Below are 13,895 nucleotides of genomic sequence, written 5' to 3'. Positions count from 1 at the left end.
TATGAAGGAAGACAATCGTAACTTAAAAGCATTTACGGTCTTGTTCCGAGCATATCAAACGATTCAGGATGCCACTAAAAGAGATTTACTTCAATATGATTTAAATCAAACCGAATTTTCGGTTCTTGAATTTTTGTACCATCATGGAGAGCAGCCTATTCAAGCGATTGGTAAAAAAATATTAATTGCAAGCAGTAGTATTACTTATGTAATTGATAAGCTCGAGCAAAAAGGCTATGTATATCGAAAGGCATGTCCGAAAGATCGACGTGTTACGTATGTGTTATTAACTTATGAGGGACAGGCTTTAATGGAAAGGATTTTCCCTAGGCATGAACAAAAAATAAACGAGATTTTTGAAGTATTGGAATCGCAGGAGCTGGACACAATGATTTTGTCTCTTAAAAAAGTAGGTAAAAACGCTACTAATTATTAAAAAATTTTACACATATATCTCGAAGTCGAGATAAATGGGAGGAATATTGTATGAATCATTTAAAAGGTGTACACCATGTAACGGCTATTACAAGTAGTGCTGAAGAGAATTATAAATTTTTTACATTCGTTTTAGGTATGCGTTTAGTAAAGAAAACAGTGAATCAAGATGATATTCAAACATACCATTTATTCTTTGCAGATGATAAAGGTAGTGCAGGGACAGATATGACATTCTTTGATTTCCCAAACATCCCAAAAGGGGTACATGGAACAAATGAAATATCAAAAACTTCTTTCCGTGTACCGACGGATGCAGCTTTAGATTATTGGGTAAAGCGCTTTGATCGATTGACTGTAAAACATACAGGTATTAAAGAACAGTTTGGTAAAAAAACATTGTCCTTTGTTGATTTTGACGATCAGCACTATCAGCTTATTTCTGATGAGCATAATACAGGAGTTGCTTCAGGCACGCCTTGGCAAGATGGTCCCATCCCAGTAGAATTTGCAATTACAGGTTTAGGGCCAGTATTTGTTCGTGTAGCTAATGTGAAATATTTTAAAGATATGCTAGAAAAAGTGATGCTTTTTAAAGAAATTGCAGAAGAAGGGGATTTCCATCTATTTGAAGTAGGTGAGGGTGGAAATGGCGCTCAAATTATTGTAGAGCATAACACTGTGTTACCTGTTGCTCGACAAGGCTTTGGTACGGTTCACCATGCAGCCTTTCGTGTAGAGAATCGTGCAGTATTAGATGAATGGACTGCACGTTTTGAAAGCTTTGGCTTCCATACATCTGGCTATGTAAATCGTCATTTCTTTGAATCATTGTATGCACGGGTAGCACCTCAAATTTTATTTGAATTGGCTACAGATGGTCCAGGGTTTATGGGTGATGAGCCATATGAAACGCTAGGTGAGAAACTGTCCTTACCACCGTTTTTAGAACCAAAGCGTGAGCAGATTGAAGGCCTCGTTCGTCCAATAGATACTGTAAGAAGCTCCATTACGTTCGATAAAGAATATGAGTAATATTATTTCATTCAGTAGGGTTACTACTGGATGAATACATAACTATATTGGAGGTTTAATAAGTGGAATTTTCCAAGCTGATTGATAAGCGTCGCTCTGCTAATAATTTTATCAAGGGCGTTAAGATGACTGAGGAAGATATTCGTCCTATTTTGGAGGATGTTAAGCTCGCCCCATCAGCATTTAACTTACAGCATGCAAGCTATATCGTTGTGCTGGATGAGGATATGAAGGAAAAGGTGCGAGAGGCGGCATTTGGTCAATATAAAGTGCATTCAGCTTCAGGGGTAATCCTTGTCTTAGGTGATAAAGAAGCTTATAAGGATACTGCTGAACTAAGTCAAGGTATGGTTGATTTGGGTATAATAACAGCTAGTGAACTAGTAGAGATTGTTGCAGAGAATACTAAATTTTATGAAGAACGTGGTGAGACATTTATGAAGGATGAAGCTATTCGAAATGCGTCTTTGTCTGCCATGCTATTTATGCTTGCTGCAAAAAATCGCGGCTGGGACACTTGTCCAATGATTGGCTTTGATCATCAGAAATTGCGAGAACTATTTCATGTGCCAGAAACCAAAGAGATAGCACTGATGATTACAATTGGGAAAGAAAAAGAAGACAGTCGTCGCTTACGAGGCTATCGCAAGCCAGTTGAAGAATTTGCCACTTATTATTAATGTGGTATAAAATAGAATTGCTATACAAATACTATGAATAATGTACATTTAGGAGGAAACATCATGAAAGTGGTAGCTATCGTTGGTAGTATCCGTAAAGAATCTTATAATATGCAATTAGCTCAATTTATTCAAAAACGTTATACAGAAAAGTTAGATCTTGAAGTTTTAAGCTTAAAGGATCTACCAATGTATAATCAAGATATCGAAAATGAAGCACCGCAAGAGGTTCTTGATTTTAAAGCAAAAGTAAAGGCGGCAGATGCTGTACTATGGGTGACACCAGAATATAATGGTACAGTACCAGGCGTTATGGTCAATGCCATTGATTGGCTATCTCGTGTAGATAAAGTAATGATTGGTAAACCATCTATCATTATGGGTGCATCTATGGGGAACTTAGGTACTGTAAAAGCGCAATTACATTTACGCGATATTTTATTCTCTCCTGGCATTAACTCACCATTACTAAGCGGCAATGATGTTTACATTGGTGCTGTTCACACTAAATTCGATGCAGAAGGCAATTTAACTGATGAAGGTACAGTAAAATTCCTTGATGTAGTCATCGATAACTTTTTAAACTGGGCAAAAAAATACATTTAATTAAAATCTGACCCATAAGTATACTTTACTTATGGGTCATCTTATTAGAAAAATAAGAATGGCAGTTGAGCAAAGCAAAGTTGATTTCCTTTGTGAACGATCACTTTGTTCTTTGCATAGAGCTAAGCTTTCAAGGATCCTCCGATGAGCTGTTTCACCCGCATTATTCTCACCAAAACTATTTCTGTGACGCTAATCCCCAAAGAGTCGCTTGTTTTTCTTCAATCAATCCATTACTCATCAACTAATTTTATAGCAAGTCAGGTTAACGAAGATAGCTTAAGCAATATTATGTACTAAATTAATTAACTGTTGCTGACGTACATGGGTTGTGACAATCATTTTATAAAGTTGTGCCGAATTCAAGACCCTGCACAAGAAGAAGCATTAGCATCAAGAAATTTCCCTTAGTGGAGGTCCATTTCGTTATAGACATTTTTTTAATGTTGTTTCTGCATGAAATCTTCATACTTTCACGCTATACTTTTAAGAAATTCTAAAATGGTGGTTACAGATGAGAAAATTATCACTAAAGCTGGGCATCATCTTTTTTATTACATTATTTTGTATCGAAACATTTATGATGTTTTTTTTACATGTCTCCTTAACCAATTCTAGAGTTGAGGAAGAGCTAGCAAGTTTGCAAGCAAGGGGAAATTCACATCGTACGGTATTAGAACAGAACTTCAACGAGGAAACGCTAGCACATGTGGTACTTATGGAATCTAATGAAAGTACGGATGTAGTAGTGACTGATGATGAGGGAACAATACTGGTTTCTTCGCAGCCTGATTTAGAAATTAGTGATATGATCCATAAGATTGAGGGAAAAATACCGTATGAGGGAAGGATCTTACAAGATGATTGGCAAGAGGTTCAAGCGATTGCCACTATTAGTCCTATTCAAAATCAGCAAAGAACGATTGGCTATGTCTTTATGTTTCAAAATACAGACTCCATTCATGCGTTAATGAAACGCTTAAATAAACATTTTCTCATCGTTGGGTTAGTATCTGGTCTTGTCACTATAGCAGTCATTATCGTTCTATCTCGAAAGCTTGCTAAACCATTAATTCAAATGAAAGAGGCCACATTGAAAATGAGCAAAGGTGATTTTACAGTCGCCCTTTCTACCAATGGAAAGGATGAGCTTGGGGATTTATCGAATGCTATACAGCTGTTGTCTAACGATCTGAATCATTTAAGGCATGAGCGTAAGGAATTTTTATCGAGCATTGCACATGAGCTTCGCACACCTCTAACCTTTATTAAAGGCTATACCGACATTCTTTCGAAACGGGATTTAACAGAGCAGGATCGCCAAAAGTATTTAGCCATTATAATAGAAGAAACAAATAGACTTTCTCGATTAATTAAAGATTTATTTGATTTAGCTAAAATGGATGAAAACTCGTTTGTGATTGAACAACAAAACGTACATTTAAATTCATTTTTTACAAACATTGAAAAAAAGCTAAGCCCTGCTTTTCAAGAGAAGGGTATACATTTTATTGTACGTTATGAAGAGGGTTTGACAGTATGGGCAGATGAAGCAAGGCTAGAGCAAATCCTAATAAATCTATTAAATAACGCATTAATCTATTGTGCGTCAGGAGATACGACTTCAGTCACCGCAAAGAAACACAATGATGTTTTAAGCATTATCGTTCAAGATACAGGGAAGGGGATTCCAAAGAAGGATTTACCCTATATTTTTGAACGATTTTATCGAGTGGAAAAATCTCGTAGTCGTGCTTTAGGTGGTTCTGGACTGGGGCTTGCTATTGTCAAGGAACTTGTACAGGCGCATGGGGGCGAAGTGAAGGTTAGCAGTGAAATAAATAAAGGAACTACTTTTGAATTATCTTTTAAAGGGGTAGAAACAGATGAAAACCATTTTATGCATTGATGATGAGCCAAGAATGTTAGATTTATTAACCCTTTATTTAGAGCCGAATTTTTATTGTAGAGCTATGTCTTCCGTTCAAGAGGCTTTCGATTTTTTAGAAGATGGGCATGCAGATTTAATTCTTTTGGATGTTATGATGCCAGAGATGGATGGGTGGCAGGCGTGCCAAGAAATTAGGAAGTTTTGGGATGTACCCATCATTATGCTTACTGCAAAAGGAGAGCATGCGGATATTGTAAAAGGCTTAAACCTCGGTGCTGATGACTACATATTAAAACCCTTCGATGAGGAAGAGTTATTAGCACGTATATATGCGGTATTAAGAAGATCGAAAATAGAGGAAAAGGTTATTAGCTTTGAGGGTCTTCGCTTAGATAAGGAATCCTTTGAATTATATTTTCAACATGAGGCAATTCCCCTAACACCAAAGGAATTTTCCATGCTTGTTTTATTTTTAGATCATCAAAATAAAGTATTTTCTAGAGAACATCTAATCACCACAGTCTGGGGATATAATGTGACAATTGAAGATCGTACCATTGATTCTCATGTGCGTAATTTACGAGAAAAATTAAGAAAAAGTGGGTTCCCTGCGGATGATTACTTGCAAACAGTATGGGGTATCGGCTATAAATGGCATAAGTCAATTGATAGAAAACCGTTACAACACAAAAGCTAGAAAACAACCTCTGCCAGAAATGCTGGAGAGGTTGTTCATATTATTTTGAGGTTAATTCTTCTTCTGTCACCCATTTATGATTTTTAACAGCTTCACCATTTGTGGTCGAAGTGTAATCAACCATATAAACAGTCGTTTGGATAGCCTCCTCAATACGGACAGTCGCATTTTCCATACCTTCCATATGCGCTGCGTCCGTTTTTACTTCTGTGCCAGGGGCTAGTGGTGCTTCTTCTGGATCAATCAATTCTTCATGAATCACCCACTTATGATTTTCTACACGCTTTCCACCGGAAGTTGGCTCATAGGAAATAACATAGGCAGTTGTGTTATAGGCACCTATTATTGTTGCTTCGGCACCTCTCATACCGTCCATATGTCCATCCGTAATAATCACGTTACTTCCAACAGAAAACTTCGGATTATCCGCGTTCTTTAATGTGGATGGTACTTCACCTGAGCTTGAGTGGCTCATCGTAGAATGATCCATTTCTTCAGCAGTGTTATTGGAAGGAGATGCAGGCTTCGTTTGCTCCTCCGCACAAGCTGTTAAACTAATGAAGGCCGTTACTGCTAGAAGTCCAGTAGACCATTTTCTTTTAAATATCATGTAATATCCTCCTCACTATTTTCCCTTACTGTAGCAAACAAATGTGCAGAAATGATGGATGTCAATTGCTTTTTGACATGAATGAAGAGAGCGAAATGTTATTGATGTATGTGATAGGAAAAGTGGCTAAGATGTGGTGGAGTATCCTCCCATGCCAAAACTATTAAGTAATAGATAGCCAATTTATAACGAGCAAATAGCAAAACTGCGAAGATACAGCTTATATATTGTTCTTCCTTAGAAATAAAATTCCATGTAGACTAACAATCTATAAAAATGTATGATAGAATCGTCACAATTTTATAAATTCAAATACTATTGGTGTGCCATTTTATAATGTCACTTAAAAGGGAAGTCGGTGTAAGTCCGACGCTGTCCCGCAACTGTAACGAGGAGTCCTATAATATTATTTGCCACTGTGGAAGAATGGGAAGGCAATTATAGGGTGTTGAATCGAAGCCAGGAGACCTGCCAGTTAGTAATACCTGTAATGCCCACGAGGATGCAAGCAATTACGGACAATAGCTGGATTTTTTCTGACTTTGTTTATTCTAGGGTATTTCTATGCGTCGTTGCGTATGGAATACCTTTTTTTATTGCTTCATTCATCACTATTCAGTAGGAGTTTGAAACAGATGAATAAAAAATTTATGTTATTTTCCTTCGTACTTTTTATGGTATTAATTGTTTCAATGACCTTTGCTGTAATGGTTGGCTCAGTTTCAGTTACACCATTATATGTATGGAAAGTTATTCTTTCTAAAATCCCCTTTATACAAAATGCCATAGAGCAGGATTGGAGTCGCTCACAGGAGATCATCATCTGGCAAATAAGAGCACCTCGTGTTTTGCTAGCTGCTATTGTTGGAGCGGGGTTAGCCATTGCGGGGGCAGCGATTCAGGCGCTTGTACGAAATTCCATTGCTGACCCATATATTCTAGGAATTTCTTCAGGGGCAGCCGTCGGAGCTACTTCTGTAATTATTTTAGGAGCCTTTTCATTTTTAGGTATTTACGCGCTTTCAATATCAGCCTTTTTAGGATCATTACTTGCCATTGCACTGGTGTTTTTCTTATCACGTGTTGGGGGACGGGTTTCTATTTTTCGTCTGTTATTGGCAGGTATGGCTGTTTCCTTTATTTTAACGGCCATTTCTAATTTTATTTTAATGATGTCAAAGCAAGAGGGGGCTTTAAAAGCTGTTATGTTTTGGATGCTAGGTAGTCTAGCAGGAGCTAAATGGAATAATATTATCATTCCAGCTTCCATATTTTTTGTCGTATTTGTGCTTCTCTGGCTACACTATCGAAATTTAAATTTACTTTTACTTGGGGAAGAAGCGGCAGTGACGTTAGGCGTTAATCTTCAGCAATTTCGGATTCAGCTTATATTACTTGTCTCCCTGTTAACAGGTGTACTGGTGGCAGTCAGTGGCTCTATTGGTTTTGTAGGTCTAATTATCCCTCATATAGTACGTTTAATTGTGGGATCTAACTATAAATATGTGATACCGATTAGTGCTTTAATAGGGGGGATTTTCTTAGTGTGGGCTGATGCCTTTGCTCGAATTATCATTGCTCCTCAGGAAATGCCAATTGGTATTATTACAGCCTTTTGTGGAGGTCCATTTTTCATTTGGCTACTCCGTCGCAATAATTATTCTTTCGGTGAAGGAGATTAACTTATATGACATTAGAAGCAAAGCAAGTATCATTCTCCATTAACGATCAACGTATACTACATGAAGTAAGTATTCAAATAAAGAAAAAGCAGTTTGTTGGGTTAATTGGCCCTAATGGTAGTGGCAAATCAACATTGCTAAAAAATATGTATCGTCTTCTAAAACCTGAAAGCGGGACGGTATTATTAAATGAGCATGATATTTTAAAGCAATCTAGTAAAGCAATTGCAAAGAATTTAGCTGTTGTTAGTCAAGATACACCTGTTTTATTTGATTTCACTGTACATGATTTAGTTTGCATGGGGAGAACGCCACATAAAAAACTGTTAGAGCTAGATCAAGAGCAAGATTTTCAAATTGTTAAAGATGCTTTGAAGCAAACAGGTATAGCTCATTTAGAAAAACGAAGCTTTAGCTCCCTTTCAGGTGGAGAGAAAAAACGTGTAATGGTTGCACGAGCACTAGCACAGCAAGCACAAGTGCTTATATTAGATGAGCCAACGAATCATTTAGATATCCAACATCAACTTCAGCTTATGGACTTAATTCAAACCTTACATTTAACAGTAGTTGCGGCTTTACATGACTTGAATATTGCGGCAATGTACTGTGATCAAATTTACGTTTTGCAGCAAGGTCGAATTGTGTGTCATGGGGCACCCGAGGAAGTGCTAACACCAGCATTGTTACAAGAAGTATTTGGTGTTTTTGCTGATATTCAAACACATTCCTTGACTGGTAAACCATACCTCACGTATGTTCCTGATCAATTCGCAAAGAAGGTCAGTCAAGTTTAAAAAAGTAAGGACAATTATTTTACATAATATATTCATTATGAAAGTAGCATTTACGAAAATACATGGCATTGGAAACAGTCATACCAGGAAGAGTTTTTATATTTCTTAGTTAGAAAAATAGTCAATGTTTATACAGGAGACGGATTTTTCATTAGCTAGAGTAAGGACCGCAGTGTATCTGTTTTTAATTATAAAAATGTAACAGGTTCAAAGATATACTCAATGGTTTAAATGACAAAGGACATTCCTCGATATTAGAAGGATGTCCTTTGATTGTAGTTTAATTAAGATACGGCCTTTAATCCTGCTACACCGATGATAATAGCGATGATACTGATAATTCGTGGTAGATTTTTGGATTCACCAAAGAAAATGATATTGACAAGCACTGCACCGACAGTACCAATACCTACCCAGACAACATAGGCAATGCTTAGCTGTAAATAATTGAAGGAAGCATATAAAAGGGCAAATGATAATCCAAAGCCACCGACATATAATAATAAATTTCGTATCGTTTTATTTTGACTATAAAAGCGTAATCCAATAACACCTATAATTTCGGCTATTGCTGCTAATAAAATATATACCCAACCCATTATGCATTCACTCCTTTCTTTTCATCGTGATCTGTTGGTGCGTTATCTGCTAATTTTAATCCAATAACGCCCGATATTAAAATAAACATGAAAATACCTTTAATCGCATTAAACTCTCCATCGAAAATAAAAATGTCCATTAACGTAGTGCCAATTGCACCTGCACCAGCGAAAATAGCGTATACGGTACCAGTAGGTAGGTTTTCACAAGCTTTTGATAAGAAGTGAAAATCGATAGCAATTATAGACACAATAATAATCCAATGCCACCAGGAACTTGCTACATTAAAACCAAATATCCAAAATAATTCAAATAAACTTGTTAGACCGACATATAACCATTCTTTTTGCATAATTAAAATCCTTTCATCAATAGAATAAATGACTGACGTTCAGTCATTTTATAGGTAAAAGAGAACGTCACTTACGCGTGACGTAGGCCAAGTGCATGATATAAAAAGTCTAGAAGTTCAAGCTTAAGCAGTGTCATCGTTTCATCCTTGCTGTCATCAAACAAATAAACTTGTTCTGCGGCAGATTCAATTAGACCAATAATAAGCTTTGCTGACCGTGATGGATTAATTGAATCTCGAATGATGCCTTGTTGTTGAGCCGTTAATAAGAAATTACTCATCCAATCATAGTATGGTGCATAAATGCTTTCCCATTCTTTTAAATGCTCTGTTTGTGCAATTCCAGCATAAATGAGTGCAACGATATCACCATATTCCTTTGTGATCGAGAAAATGATTTCAACAACCTCTTCAAGTTGCTGATCAAAAGGCTTATGATCTGAAACACCTTCATCTACGGTAGTAATAATTCTTTCTACCATATTTTTTGCAATAGCTGGCATGACAGAAAGGCGTGATGGGAAGTAGAGATAAAATGTTCCTTGAGCAATCCCAGCAGCTTTGACGATATCTGAAACCTTCGTCTTTTCAATTCCTTTTTCGCGAAAAACTTCAATTGCAGCTTGAATAATTTTTTCTTCCTTTGACATGCAATCCCTCACTTTTGCCTTACTTGTTTAGTATGTTACAGGATGAGAAAAACAATGTCAATAAAAAAATGACTGAATATCAGTCATTTTCATTCAACAAACGTTTGGAAATTAGCTAAATCACAAAGCAGTACGCAATTGTGATGAGGTGAAATGACGTATACTTTTTTTATTTCAGGGAACTTTATGAGTGAAAGGATTGATGATAATGGAAGACATTAAATTTGCTCAATTAGATCCACAGCAACTTGCGAAAATTAACGAGCTTGAAAAAAAGATTGGTGTGACATTAGTTGCCTATGATTCATCGTCAGGGTCATCACATAGTTCAGGTGCTTATGAGACAAATAATAGCACTACCACCAATCATCCATCATAATAAAGTGAGAAATACCTTGCTGTGATGTAAGGTATTTTTATCTTGAGTCCGCTTGAACAAAAAAATTTACGTACTTGAAATACTAAAGGGAGCGATTGAAATGCAAACATTTTATGCAGATTTACATATTCATATTGGGCGTACTTCTAGTGGGCGAGCAGTGAAAATTACTGGCAGTAAAACATTAACATTAGCAAAAATTTTAGAGACTGCTAGTGCTAGAAAGGGATTAGATATTATTGGGATTATTGATTGTCATTCACCCGAAGTAATCGAAGAAATGATGGAGATGATTGAACAAGGTGAACTACAGGAATTAAAAGAGGGCGGCCTACGCTTTCAGGAAACAACGTTGATTCCAGGGTCGGAAATCGAAATTTACGATCAATATTGTCATGGACCTATTCATGTGCTTGCTTACTTTCCAACACTGATGCTAATGAAGCAGTTCTCTGATTGGATGTCCCAACATATGAAAAATATCCACTTGAGTTCACAGCGAATTTATTGTGACGGTCTCATATTACAGCAAAAGGTGCATGAATTGGGAGGTCTGTTTATTCCTGCCCATGTTTTTACACCATTTAAAAGTTTGTTTGGTAGAGGGGTTGAGCGTAGCTTAACAGAAGTCTTTGATCCGCAGCTTATCGATGCCATTGAATTAGGGTTAAGCTCTGATACCAATATGGTAAGTCGTATCAAAGAATTACAAGCATATACGTTCGTTAGTAATTCTGATGCCCATTCGCTTGGAAAACTGGCACGTGAGTATCAAAAGTTACAATTAGCAGAAGCAAATTTTGCAGAATTAAAAATGGCTCTACATGAACAACAAGGTCGAGCAGTAACAGCGAATTATGGTTTAAATCCTTTGCTTGGCAAGTATCATCAAACGGTCTGTGCTAAATGTGGAGAACGACTAGGTAACGAAGCTACCATATGTACAAACTGTGGAAGTATGCAAATCGTAAAGGGTGTAGCTACACGTATTCAGGAACTATCAGAGGATTTTCTGAATGAACGAAATAGACCGCCTTATATTCATCAAGTACCACTTGATTTCATCCCTGGTATTGGCCCTAAAATGATGGAACGTCTAATAGAAGCATTTGGTACTGAAATGAATATTTTACATGTGGTAACGCTCAACCAGCTTGAACAAGTTGTGCCACATAAAATCGCCCATTTAATTGATTTAGCTAGAACGGGTCAATTAGCGATCGAGGTTGGTGGTGGTGGAATATATGGAAAAATACAGTCTGAGTAGAGAAAAGTTTAAAAAGATTGCTGTAATTTAACCTATTTTTAACTCGCCTCTAGTAAAATAGTGAAAACAATGACTATTTTACAAGTGGAGGAGAGAGTAAATGCGATTATCAAAGAAATTTCGTTATTTAGCAGCGAGTGTACTGGCTTTGCAATTAACCATCCCTGTAGTAGCTAATGCACAAGAACAAGACGACTACATAGCACCAAGCTGGGTTATTCAATCTGATTATGTGGCACTAGGCGACTCATTAGCACATGGAATGAATGAGGTAGGTGTTATTGGGTTAGGCTACACGGATTTTATTGCACAGGCCTTACAGCAGGGTGGCTTCCTTACTTCTTATAATAAGGGCTTTGCTATGTCAGGCTACACTACCAAAAATGTTTTAGCAGATTTACAAAATGATGTAGAAAAAACAGTCACAGGTTTTGGATACACAAAGGAACAAGTAAAGTTACGAGCTTCTATTAAAGAGGCAGAAATCATTACATTAACGGCTGGAGCAAATGATTTATTACCATTATTAAAAGAGTCCCAAACAACGGGAATTGATACGATGGCCCTTGTTAAAGCTACTAAAGAAGCTGTATCGAATATTGCTACAATCCTATCTGAAATCAAAAAGATAAATCCACAAGCAGAAATATATGTGATGGGCTATTATAATTCTTTCCCATACTATAGTGAGAATCTACAAAATCAATTTAAACTGTTATTGGCTACAGTGAATTCAACAATTAAAGCAACCGCTGAAAAGGCAGGCGCCATTTTTGTGCCGACATACGATGTTGTTGCAAAGGATGTTGCAAGCTATTTACCAAACCCTGATAACATTCATTTAAGTGAAGCTGGTTATTTAGCAGTCGCAAATGAAGCATTTTTACCAATCATTAAAACTAGCTCGTTATGGGATATAACGAAGGCTATTCAAGTAGATGTGAAAGATCGTACAACTGTAGAGGTTAAATGGCAGGACGCGACAGATAATGTAGGTGTGGCAAATTACAATGTCTATGTGAATGGAAAATTAATCTCAACATTGGATGCAGATACGACAACATTTACACTTGAAGATTTAACAGAAAATACAACCTACAATGTTTCCATCAAAGCAATCGATGCAGCTCGTAATGAAAGTATTCAAAATCCAACGATTACTTTCACTACAAAGGGAACAGTAAGCTTTACAGATACAGCACAGCACTGGGCGAAAGAATACATTCAAAAAGCTGCGGATGCTGGGCTAATGAATGGTTATACGGATGGGACATTTAGACCTGATAGTAGTGTAACGCGTGCGCAGGCCGCTGCTATTCTTGTGAGAAGTTTAGAGTTATCTACAGATGAGAAGGCACCATTTACTGACATTGCAAATTATGACGCAGTAACACAATCAGAAATTGCAGCAGCATATGTTCATGGGCTTATTAAAGGAACGGATGGGAAATTTAACCCTGGACAGTTTGTTACACGTGCTCAACTAGCATTAATGATAAGTCGTGCCTATGAACAGCAATTTAATCAACCATATAGTGCAAAGGGCGATGTGCCATTTACAGATGTAACCTCTTATAATGCAGAAACAAAACGTGCCATTACCATGTTGTATGAGTTGGGGATTGTGACAGGAAATGAAGGGGAATTCTCACCAGAAGCTGTCACAACAAGAGGTCAAGCCGCTAAAATATTTACAAACCTTAGTCAAATATTCATTAAATAATGCTGAAAAGGTAGGGGGACATCACCTCTACCTTTTGACGTTTTTAATAAAAACGAAGTATAGTCTAACTATGTTGTAGAACGTATTTAAAGAGGAGAATGGGGATGCTGTCATTTATATTATCTGCGAAAAGATTAGTAAAAGGGTTGTGGAAGTCATTTAAACGTCCTCAATTTATCTCATTATTTACTACATTGTTTTTAATCATTTTATCAGGAACACTGTTTTACAAGGGAACGGAAGGATGGTACTGGTTAGATGCTATGTATTTTGCTGTAGTGAGTTTGATACCAACAGGCGTAGAAACAGGGTTATATCCAACAACGACTTATTCTAAAGTATTTACAATGATTTATTTAATAGTTGGTACGGGAGTAATGTTTATTATGTTGCTAATGCTAGGGCGTTCTATCGTAGATTTTTCTCTGAATGAGGAAGAAAAAGAAGAGATGAAGAAACGTTTGAAAAAGTAAAAAGCAGTACGATGAATT

Annotated in this window: 16 protein-coding genes and 1 riboswitch; of the genes, 12 read left to right on the top strand and 4 right to left on the bottom strand. The window is 36.8% G+C overall.

Annotation, left to right across the window (positions count from 1 at the left end; genetic code table 11):
• Window position 1 precedes the first annotated feature (1 nt).
• The 6 genes from MKY46_RS20765 (at window position 2) to MKY46_RS20740 (ending at window position 5,344) form a co-directional block, all read left to right on the top strand.
• Entirely contained in the window at window positions 2-436 is a 435-nt protein-coding gene (locus MKY46_RS20765; protein ID WP_036124642.1) for a MarR family winged helix-turn-helix transcriptional regulator, read from the top strand.
• A 50-nt stretch (window positions 437-486) separates the two neighbouring features.
• On the top strand, window positions 487-1,470 hold the full coding sequence (locus MKY46_RS20760; RefSeq protein WP_036124640.1) for a ring-cleaving dioxygenase: 984 nt from the start codon (window positions 487-489) through the stop codon (window positions 1,468-1,470).
• A 62-nt stretch (window positions 1,471-1,532) separates the two neighbouring features.
• Window positions 1,533-2,150 carry a nitroreductase family protein gene (locus MKY46_RS20755; protein ID WP_089934260.1) on the top strand — a complete coding sequence of 206 codons (618 nt, stop codon included), beginning with the start codon at window positions 1,533-1,535 and terminating at the stop codon, window positions 2,148-2,150.
• Window positions 2,151-2,213: 63 nt separating this feature from the next.
• Complete coding sequence (locus MKY46_RS20750) at window positions 2,214-2,756, top strand: NADPH-dependent FMN reductase (protein WP_271911067.1); 543 nt, start codon at window positions 2,214-2,216, stop codon at window positions 2,754-2,756.
• Between the two features lie 514 nt (window positions 2,757-3,270).
• A complete protein-coding gene (locus MKY46_RS20745; RefSeq protein ID WP_340835301.1) occupies window positions 3,271-4,665 on the top strand; it encodes a HAMP domain-containing sensor histidine kinase in 1,395 nt (464 codons plus the stop codon).
• Entirely contained in the window at window positions 4,643-5,344 is a 702-nt protein-coding gene (locus MKY46_RS20740) for a response regulator transcription factor (RefSeq protein ID WP_036124632.1), read from the top strand. Before MKY46_RS20745 ends, MKY46_RS20740 begins: the two co-directional genes overlap by 23 nt.
• Before the next feature lie 40 nt (window positions 5,345-5,384).
• On the opposite strand, the gene MKY46_RS20735 is transcribed toward MKY46_RS20740, so the two are convergent.
• Window positions 5,385-5,954 carry a YdhK family protein gene (locus tag MKY46_RS20735; protein WP_271911064.1) on the bottom strand — a complete coding sequence of 190 codons (570 nt, stop codon included), beginning with the start codon at window positions 5,952-5,954 and terminating at the stop codon, window positions 5,385-5,387.
• 302 nt (window positions 5,955-6,256) lie between these two features.
• Window positions 6,257-6,444, top strand: a riboswitch (cobalamin riboswitch).
• Window positions 6,445-6,589: 145 nt separating this feature from the next.
• Between MKY46_RS20735 and MKY46_RS20730 the strand changes: the two genes are divergently transcribed.
• Entirely contained in the window at window positions 6,590-7,636 is a 1,047-nt protein-coding gene (locus tag MKY46_RS20730) for a FecCD family ABC transporter permease (protein WP_340835297.1), read from the top strand.
• 5 nt (window positions 7,637-7,641) lie between these two features.
• Window positions 7,642-8,433 (top strand): ABC transporter ATP-binding protein, encoded by a 792-nt coding sequence (locus MKY46_RS20725; RefSeq protein ID WP_340835294.1) that lies wholly within the window; start codon window positions 7,642-7,644, stop codon window positions 8,431-8,433.
• Window positions 8,434-8,717: 284 nt separating this feature from the next.
• Here MKY46_RS20725 and MKY46_RS20720 read toward each other — a convergent pair whose 3' ends face one another.
• From MKY46_RS20720 to MKY46_RS20710, 3 genes are all read right to left on the bottom strand, one after another.
• A complete protein-coding gene (locus MKY46_RS20720; protein ID WP_058843587.1) occupies window positions 8,718-9,032 on the bottom strand; it encodes a DMT family transporter in 315 nt (104 codons plus the stop codon).
• A complete protein-coding gene (locus tag MKY46_RS20715) occupies window positions 9,032-9,385 on the bottom strand; it encodes a DMT family transporter (protein WP_036124623.1) in 354 nt (117 codons plus the stop codon). Before MKY46_RS20715 ends, MKY46_RS20720 begins: the two co-directional genes overlap by 1 nt.
• Window positions 9,386-9,456: 71 nt before the next feature.
• Window positions 9,457-10,035 carry a TetR family transcriptional regulator gene (locus tag MKY46_RS20710; RefSeq protein ID WP_036124620.1) on the bottom strand — a complete coding sequence of 193 codons (579 nt, stop codon included), beginning with the start codon at window positions 10,033-10,035 and terminating at the stop codon, window positions 9,457-9,459.
• Window positions 10,036-10,243: 208 nt separating this feature from the next.
• Here MKY46_RS20710 and MKY46_RS20705 point away from each other — a divergent pair, with 208 nt between their 5' ends.
• The 4 genes from MKY46_RS20705 to MKY46_RS20690 all read left to right on the top strand — a co-directional run bounded on the left by MKY46_RS20705 (window position 10,244) and on the right by MKY46_RS20690 (window position 13,877).
• A complete protein-coding gene (locus tag MKY46_RS20705; RefSeq protein WP_170829888.1) occupies window positions 10,244-10,414 on the top strand; it encodes a hypothetical protein in 171 nt (56 codons plus the stop codon).
• 100 nt (window positions 10,415-10,514) lie between these two features.
• Complete coding sequence (locus tag MKY46_RS20700) at window positions 10,515-11,681, top strand: endonuclease Q family protein (RefSeq protein ID WP_340812197.1); 1,167 nt, start codon at window positions 10,515-10,517, stop codon at window positions 11,679-11,681.
• Window positions 11,682-11,781: 100 nt separating this feature from the next.
• Window positions 11,782-13,404: an S-layer homology domain-containing protein gene (locus tag MKY46_RS20695; protein ID WP_340835291.1), complete on the top strand. Its 1,623-nt coding sequence runs from the start codon at window positions 11,782-11,784 to the stop codon at window positions 13,402-13,404.
• Window positions 13,405-13,508: 104 nt separating this feature from the next.
• Window positions 13,509-13,877 carry an ion channel gene (locus tag MKY46_RS20690; RefSeq protein ID WP_036124610.1) on the top strand — a complete coding sequence of 123 codons (369 nt, stop codon included), beginning with the start codon at window positions 13,509-13,511 and terminating at the stop codon, window positions 13,875-13,877.
• The last annotated feature ends 18 nt before the right edge of the window (window positions 13,878-13,895 follow it).

This window comes from Lysinibacillus sp. FSL M8-0355, assembly GCF_038008985.1.
GTDB lineage: Bacteria > Bacillota > Bacilli > Bacillales_A > Planococcaceae > Lysinibacillus > Lysinibacillus fusiformis_D.
Note: the sequence above shows the minus strand (reverse complement) of the source record. Positions and strands in the feature narration are given on the sequence as shown.

What these genes read in the sequence shown, in the direction of transcription:
- MKY46_RS20765 (WP_036124642.1), top strand. Translation starts at nt 2, where the DNA reads ATGAAGGAAGACAATCGTAACTTAAAAGCATTTACGGTCTTGTTCCGA.
- MKY46_RS20760 (WP_036124640.1), top strand. Translation starts at nt 487, where the DNA reads ATGAATCATTTAAAAGGTGTACACCATGTAACGGCTATTACAAGTAGT.
- MKY46_RS20750 (WP_271911067.1), top strand. Translation starts at nt 2,214, where the DNA reads ATGAAAGTGGTAGCTATCGTTGGTAGTATCCGTAAAGAATCTTATAAT.
- MKY46_RS20745 (WP_340835301.1), top strand. Translation starts at nt 3,271, where the DNA reads ATGAGAAAATTATCACTAAAGCTGGGCATCATCTTTTTTATTACATTA.
- MKY46_RS20740 (WP_036124632.1), top strand. Translation starts at nt 4,643, where the DNA reads ATGAAAACCATTTTATGCATTGATGATGAGCCAAGAATGTTAGATTTA.
- MKY46_RS20735 (WP_271911064.1), bottom strand. Translation starts at nt 5,954, where the DNA reads ATGATATTTAAAAGAAAATGGTCTACTGGACTTCTAGCAGTAACGGCC.
- MKY46_RS20730 (WP_340835297.1), top strand. Translation starts at nt 6,590, where the DNA reads ATGAATAAAAAATTTATGTTATTTTCCTTCGTACTTTTTATGGTATTA.
- MKY46_RS20725 (WP_340835294.1), top strand. Translation starts at nt 7,642, where the DNA reads ATGACATTAGAAGCAAAGCAAGTATCATTCTCCATTAACGATCAACGT.
- MKY46_RS20720 (WP_058843587.1), bottom strand. Translation starts at nt 9,032, where the DNA reads ATGGGTTGGGTATATATTTTATTAGCAGCAATAGCCGAAATTATAGGT.
- MKY46_RS20715 (WP_036124623.1), bottom strand. Translation starts at nt 9,385, where the DNA reads ATGCAAAAAGAATGGTTATATGTCGGTCTAACAAGTTTATTTGAATTA.
- MKY46_RS20710 (WP_036124620.1), bottom strand. Translation starts at nt 10,035, where the DNA reads ATGTCAAAGGAAGAAAAAATTATTCAAGCTGCAATTGAAGTTTTTCGC.
- MKY46_RS20705 (WP_170829888.1), top strand. Translation starts at nt 10,244, where the DNA reads ATGGAAGACATTAAATTTGCTCAATTAGATCCACAGCAACTTGCGAAA.
- MKY46_RS20700 (WP_340812197.1), top strand. Translation starts at nt 10,515, where the DNA reads ATGCAAACATTTTATGCAGATTTACATATTCATATTGGGCGTACTTCT.
- MKY46_RS20695 (WP_340835291.1), top strand. Translation starts at nt 11,782, where the DNA reads ATGCGATTATCAAAGAAATTTCGTTATTTAGCAGCGAGTGTACTGGCT.
- MKY46_RS20690 (WP_036124610.1), top strand. Translation starts at nt 13,509, where the DNA reads ATGCTGTCATTTATATTATCTGCGAAAAGATTAGTAAAAGGGTTGTGG.